6 protein-coding genes are annotated in these 6,471 nt (G+C 71.2%); 4 read left to right on the top strand and 2 right to left on the bottom strand.

Going from position 1 to position 6,471, the window contains the following annotated elements; translation table 11 throughout:
• Positions 1-38: 38 nt before the first annotated feature.
• The gene (locus AC5L38_RS31900) at positions 39-1,112 is read right to left on the bottom strand and encodes a LacI family DNA-binding transcriptional regulator (protein ID WP_495246516.1); all 1,074 of its coding nucleotides are present in this window, start codon (positions 1,110-1,112) and stop codon (positions 39-41) included.
• Positions 1,113-1,258: 146 nt separating this feature from the next.
• On the opposite strand from AC5L38_RS31900, the gene AC5L38_RS31905 reads away from it, so the two are divergent.
• The 4 genes from AC5L38_RS31905 to AC5L38_RS31920 all read left to right on the top strand — a co-directional run bounded on the left by AC5L38_RS31905 (position 1,259) and on the right by AC5L38_RS31920 (position 5,835).
• Positions 1,259-2,617, top strand: coding sequence for an ABC transporter substrate-binding protein (locus AC5L38_RS31905; protein WP_495246517.1), 1,359 nt, complete (start codon positions 1,259-1,261; stop codon positions 2,615-2,617).
• 8 nt (positions 2,618-2,625) lie between these two features.
• Positions 2,626-3,552 carry a carbohydrate ABC transporter permease gene (locus tag AC5L38_RS31910; RefSeq protein ID WP_495246518.1) on the top strand — a complete coding sequence of 309 codons (927 nt, stop codon included), beginning with the start codon at positions 2,626-2,628 and terminating at the stop codon, positions 3,550-3,552.
• Positions 3,549-4,373, top strand: a complete 825-nt coding sequence (locus AC5L38_RS31915; RefSeq protein WP_495246519.1) for a carbohydrate ABC transporter permease — start codon at positions 3,549-3,551, stop codon at positions 4,371-4,373. Before AC5L38_RS31910 ends, AC5L38_RS31915 begins: the two co-directional genes overlap by 4 nt.
• Positions 4,374-4,671: 298 nt before the next feature.
• Positions 4,672-5,835, top strand: a complete 1,164-nt coding sequence (locus tag AC5L38_RS31920) for a glycoside hydrolase family 68 protein (RefSeq protein ID WP_495246520.1) — start codon at positions 4,672-4,674, stop codon at positions 5,833-5,835.
• A gap of 129 nt (positions 5,836-5,964) precedes the next feature.
• Here the strand turns inward: AC5L38_RS31920 and AC5L38_RS31925 are convergent, their stop codons facing one another.
• Positions 5,965-6,330: an iron chaperone gene (locus AC5L38_RS31925; protein WP_495246521.1), complete on the bottom strand. Its 366-nt coding sequence runs from the start codon at positions 6,328-6,330 to the stop codon at positions 5,965-5,967.
• Positions 6,331-6,471: the final 141 nt, after the last annotated feature.

Raw genomic sequence — 6,471 nt, forward strand, 5'->3', positions numbered from 1 at the left:
GCGGTCGGCACCGCGGTCGAGCGCGAAAGGCGCGGCGTTCAGCCGGGAGGTTCCCCGGCGGGTGACGACGCGACGGACTCGCGCTCGCGGACGGGCATCGGGACCCGGTGCACCCGGCCCACCTGCCCGGTGTCCTCACGGTCGCGCTCGATCTCGGTGAACAGCACGTCCACGGCCTTGCGGCCCAGTTCGTAGTGGGGCAGCGCCACGGTGGTCAGCTTGGGCCGGACCCACGAGGCGATGGGGTGGTCGTCGAAGGAGACGACGGAGACATCCGCGGGCACCTTGAGCCCGAAGTCGTCGAGGGCCTGGTACGCGCCCATCGCGATCCGGTCGTTGAAGCAGATCAGCGCACGCGGCCGGACGGTCCGCAGGAGGTCTTGCGTCGCGGTGAGGCCGTACTCGGGGAGCCAGTCGAAGCAGGTGCGAGCGCCCGCCACCTCGACGCCCGCCTCGCCGAGCGCCTCACGGATGCCGACGAGCCGTTCCATCGCCGCGAAGGCCTCCGGGTGCACGTCGCGCGGGTCGGGGCCGACGCCGACCAGGTAGATGCCCTCGCGGTGGCCGGCGTCGAGCAGGACCCGGGCCGCGCGGCGGCCGGCCTCGACCTCGTCGGGCAGGACGGCGGGCAGCGGGGTGGGCTGCTTGGGCAGCGCGTTGAGCAGGACGGCGGGCGCGGCCGTGACGGCCTTGGGCACCTTGATCGTGCGGGTGAACATCGAGGCCAGGATGATCCCGTCGACCTGGCGGTCGTGCATGGCCTGCAGCAGGAGGCGTTCGAGCTCGGCCTCGCCCTCGGTCTCACCGATGAACAGCATGAAGCCGCGCTCACGGGCGGCCTCGAGCGCCCCCTTGATCATGTCACCCGCCAGCCGTGAGGTGGCGACGGTGTCGGAGACGAAGCCGATCGTCCGGGTGGTGCCCGTACGCAGCCCCACGGAGACGATGTTGGGCCGGTACTGCAACTCCTCGGCGGCCCGCAGGACGCGCTGCTCGACGTCCCGGGAGATGCGCAGCTCGCGGCCTCGGCCTGACAGCACGAGCGAGGCGGTCGTGCGTGAGACGCCGGAGGCCGTGGCCACATCGGCCAGCGTGACCCGTCGTGGGCTCACCCAGAATCTCCGATCGTCAAGAGTGTGTTACGGGGGGTTGACATCGTATGAAGCGCGTGGTGAGACTATCGGGCGCTAACCCGATTTAGCAACAGGTCGGGACATCAGCCCGGTGCCGATGGTCCCAGGCAGCAAAGGAGATGCACATGGCTCGTCGAGTCCGCTCCGGCAGGTCCGGGGCCGCGCTTGTGATCGCCATGGGGACGCTGGCCGCCGCCTGTGCGGCTCCGGGCGCCAACAGCCCGCAACCCCAGGCCAGCAGCACGCCGGTGTCCGCGGCGCCCACCTGCGGCACGGCGCCGGTCACCCTCAAGGGCTACTTCGAGACCGGCTTCCCGCTGCCCAAGGCGCTGACCACCGAGTTCACCAAGCAGCACCCGAACGTCACCTGGGACATCCGTGAGGACCAGTTCGCGGTCATCACGCAGAACGCCCCGCGGGTGCTGGTGGACAACCCGCCCGACCTGATGCGCCTGCCCCAGGTCTCCGAGCTGGTCAAGGACGACCTGCTGAAGAACCTGGACGGCTACGCGACGGCGTTCGGCTGGGACGGGTGGCCGGCCTCGCAGCTGGAGCAGCTGCGCCTGGGGCCGGGCGGGCGGCCGCGCGGCGAGGGCTCGCTGTACGCCCTGGGGCTCAACGTCAGCGTGACCGGCGTCTTCTACAACAAGAAGCTCGCCACCCGGATCGGGATGTCCACGCCGCCCACCACCCTGGCCGAGCTCGACCAGGCCCTGGCCAAGGCCAAGGACGCGGGCATCACGCCCATCCTGCAGTTCAACGGCGGCGCCACCGGCGGCCTGGCGTTCCCGCTGCAGAACCTCATGGCCTCCTACGGCCCGACCGGGCCCATCAACGACTGGATCTTCCAGAAGCCCGGCGCCACCATCGACACCCCGTCGAACCTGCAGGCCACCCAGCACCTGGAGAAGTGGGTCAAGGCAGGATATTTCCCGAAGGATGCCAACGCGCTCGACTACGCCACCATGATGAGCCGCTTCATCGACGGCCAGGGCCTGTTCATGTTCAACGGCGACTGGGAGTCGGGCAACCTCGACAAGCAGATGCCGGGCGACGTCGGCTTCCTGCTGATGCCGCCGGCGCAGCAGGGCGGCAAGCTCGCCGCCATGTCGGCGCCCCTCACCTTCGGGATCGGCGCCAATGCCAAGAACGCCGACTGCGCCGCCTTCTTCCTCAACTGGGTCGCCACCGACAGGCAGGCCCGCGAGATCGGCGTCAAGGTCGGCGGATCACGGCCGATGGGACCGGCCGACGCGTACATGCCGGCCGTGGCGTCCGACACGGTCACCGCGAGCACCCTGACGGCCGGGGCGGACCTCGCCAAGGACAACGGCTCGATGGACTTCATCGCCAACGCCACCGGCGCCATCTACGCCAAGAGCTGGACGCCGCAGCTGCAGAAGCTGGTGGCCGGGGAGCAGACCGCGCCGGAGCTGCTGAAGAAGGTCCAGGCCGACTACGCCGACCAGACCGAAGGGAACTGAGGCAGGTGATGACCCGTCCCGCCGGCGCCCGATCCGCGCACCGGCGGCCGGTCGCGACCAGGCTGCGCGACCCGCGCGGCCTGGTCGGCTGGCTGTTCGTCGCCCCGGCGCTCGCCTTCTACGCGGTGTTCGTCCTGCGCCCGATCGCCACGACGTTCCAGTACTCGCTGTACGAGTGGAACGGCATCGGCGCCTCCACCTGGGTGGGACTGGCCAACTACGGCGAGGTCTTCACCGACCCGGACCTGTCCGACTCGCTCGTCAATGCCTTCAAGCTGATCGTGTTCTTCAGCGCGATCCCGGTCGTGCTGGGCCTGGCGATCGCCGCGACGATCCGGCGCATCGCCGCGACCAGGCTCGCCCTCGTGGCGCGGACCGTGCTCTTCCTGCCGCAGGTCATCCCGCTGGTGGCCGCCGGGATCGCGTGGAGCTGGCTGCTGGCCTCCACCGGAGTGGTCAACCAGCTGCTCACCCTCGTCGGCCTCGGCGAGGTGACCCGGGCCTGGCTGGGCGACTTCGACACCGCCCTGCCGGCGGTCGGCATGATCGGCGCGTGGGTCCTGCTCGGCCTGTGCACGCTGCTGCTCCTGGCGGGCATGAGCAAGATCGACCCGGCGCTGTACGAGGCGGCCCGGCTCGACGGCGCCGGCGCGTGGCGGGAGTTCGTCTCCATCACGGTCCCCAGCCTGCGCCAGGAGATCGCGGTCTGCGTCACCCTGACCGTCATCGCCGCCCTGGCCAGCTTCGACATCATCTACATCTCCACCCAGGGCGGCCCCGGCAACACGACCATGGTCCCCGGTCTGCAGATCTTCTACCTGGCCTTCTCCGAGCGTGAGGTGGGCATGGCCTCGGCCCTGGCCGTGGTGCTCATGCTCCTCGTGATCGCCTGCGCCCTGCCCATCCAGTGGTTCGCGAAGGACGGCAACCGATGATCACCGCAGGACGGGAGGCCTGGACCGGCCGGTTGCTGCTCATCCTCATGATGGCGGTCACGCTCCTGCCGTTCCTCAGCCTGTTCGTCACCGCCCTGCACCCCTCGGGCACCTACCCGGCCGGGCTGGCCTGGCCCGACGACCCGCGGTGGGGCAACTTCCTCGAAGCCTTCCAGGCCGCGAGGATGGGCGAGCTGCTGAAGTCGAGCGCCCTCATCGTGCTGGGCGTGGTGCCGATCTCGATCCTGCTGGGCACGATGGCCGGCTTCGCCATCGGCCACCTGCGGGTGATCGGCGGCCGCGTCGTCTTCCTGCTGTTCGTGCTCGGCCTCACCCTCCCCTTCGAGGGCATCATCACGCCGCTGTACTACCAGATCCGCGACATGGGGCTGCTGAACACGCGCTGGGCCATCATCCTGCCGCTCATCGGCCTGTTCATGCCGTTCAGCGTCTTCTGGATGCGCGCCCACTTCGTCAACATGCCCGCCGAGCTGTCGGAGAGCGCGCGGATGGACGGCGCCAACGTGTGGCAGCTGTTCCGGCGCATCCACGTCCCCCTGGCGATGCCGGCGATCTCGTCCCTGGGCATCCTGCTGTTCCTGTGGACCTGGAACCAGTTCCTGCTGGCCATCGTCCTGGTGGACGACCCCACCCAGCGCACCATGTCCGGCGCCCTGGGCGCCTTCCAGGGCCAGTGGGGCACCGACATCCCGCTGCTGTGCGCCGGATCGCTGCTGATCCTGACGCCCACTCTCGTGATCTTCCTCATCTTCCAGCGTCACTTCGTCAAGGCCCTGCTCCAGGGCTCCCTGAAGGGCTGACGGCGATGAGCGCGACGCCGCCGCTCCACGGCGGGGTCGAGGCGGGCGGGACGAAGCGGGTGTACGCGGTCCCCGGCGGAGCTCGGCGACCACGTCGAAGTCACCGGGCCGTCGAACCCGGCACGCGCCGCCTCGCCCTCGCCTGACCGGCACGTCCCGGCAGGCCCACATCCCACGAGTGAAAGAAGAGATCACCCATGCTCCTACGAGGACGATCGGACGCCGCGCGGGGAGCGGCGAGCCGCTCCGGCACGCTCGCGGAACGGGCCGAGGGTCATCCGCGCCGGCGGGGTGCCGCGTGAGCGACGGCCGACCGGCGTACTGGACCAGCCGGCACCTCGACCTGCTCGCCGAGAGCGACGTGACCACGGCGCCCGTCATCGGCCCCGCGGACGCGCCGCGGATCCTGCCCGGCCACGACCTGTGGGACCTGTGGCCGATCCAGGAGGAGGACGGCTCGACGAGCGTGGCCGGCGGCCACGAGCTGTGGATGGCCCTGTCGGCGCCCGCCCTCGGTCACCCCGAGGAGCGCCACGACCGGGCCCGGATCCGCCTGCTCGGCAGGAACGGCCAGGAGTGGAGGGACCTGGGCGACGCCTTCGCCGACGGCGCCTCGCCCGGCAGCCGCGAATGGTCGGGATCGGCGGTCCGCCGGCCCGGGGGCACCGTGTCGGTCTTCTACACGGCCGCCGGACGGCGCGGCGAGGCCCGCCCCACCTACCGGCAGAGCGTCGTCGAGACCCGCCCCGTCCTGGTCGCCGACGACGACCGGATCGTGCTGCGGCGGGACGCCGAGCATCGAGAGGTCCTGCGCTCCGACGGCCGGATGTACCTGCCGGCCGACGAGGCCGACGGAGCGCCGGGCGGTATCAGGGCCTTCCGCGATCCCGGCTGGTTCCGCGACCCGGCCGACGGGCGCGACCATCTCCTCGTCGCCGCGTCCACCGCCTGGGAGGGCGCCTTCACCGGCGCGATCGCCCTCGCCGAGCCGCGAGGCGACGCCTGGTCCCTGCTGCCGCCCCTCCTCGTCGCCGAAGGCGTCAACCACGAACTCGAACGGCCGCACGTCATCGTCCACGACTCCCTGTACTACCTCTTCTTCTGCACCCAGAGCCACACCTTCCACCCGGCCGGCCGCGCGCCCACCGGACTGTACGGGTTCGCCGCGCCCAGCCTGACCGGACCCTACGAACCGCTGAACGGATCCGGGCTCGTGCTCCGGAACCCCTCCCTCGCGCCCGACCAGGCCTACGCCTGGATCGTGCTGCCGGACCTCCACGTGGTCAGCTTCGCCAACTACCGCTCCCACCGGGGCGTGAACCTCCGGGACGCGGACGCCGCGCGGGCACGGGCCGGCTTCGGCGGCACCATCGCCCCGACGCTCAGGCTCACGCTGAACGGCATGACCACCTCTGTCGTCCCGGCCGGGACGGACGCGCCGAACATCGCGGCCGGTTCCTGACGGGGGAACCCCGGGGGCGCCGTCGCGGCGTATCCGGCACCCGCACCTCCTCCGGGCGGGGGCGAGTGTCTCGGGGGCGCCGGCTCCGGCCGACGGCCGTGTCCGGGTGACGACCTCGCGCCACGGCGGTCAGCGGATCTCGCCCGGTCCGGCCGCCGTGGCCCGCAGCAGATCCCGGAGGAGCACGAAGTCGATCTTCTCCGGCCCGCGGAAGCGCAGGCACCCCTTGCCCATGTCCTGGCCCGCCAGCCGCTCCGCGAAGGCCTCGCGGACATCGTCGCGCATCAGGTAGAAGGAGACGTACTGCCTCTGGCTCGCGAAGCCGATCTCCCCGACGCCGTCCCGCTGGTAGACGGGCATCCCGTACGCCATCACCTCGGCGAATCCCCGCAGCTCCGTACGGCACAGCTCACGCAGCCGGACCAGAGCCTCCCTGCGTTCCTCGGGCACCTCGGCGAGGTAGCCCTCCACGTCTTCCGCCCGGCTTCGCACCATGATCCGAGCGTACGTGAAACGAGACACCGGCATCCCGAAACCTTCGCGGCCGGGTCGCGGTCACGACGAGGCCGGTGCCGCCGCGCCGGAGGTCAGGGCCGCCTGCACGATGCGGATCGCCTCGCCCGTGTCGATGCCGAC

This window comes from Streptosporangium nanhuense (genome assembly GCF_059358815.1).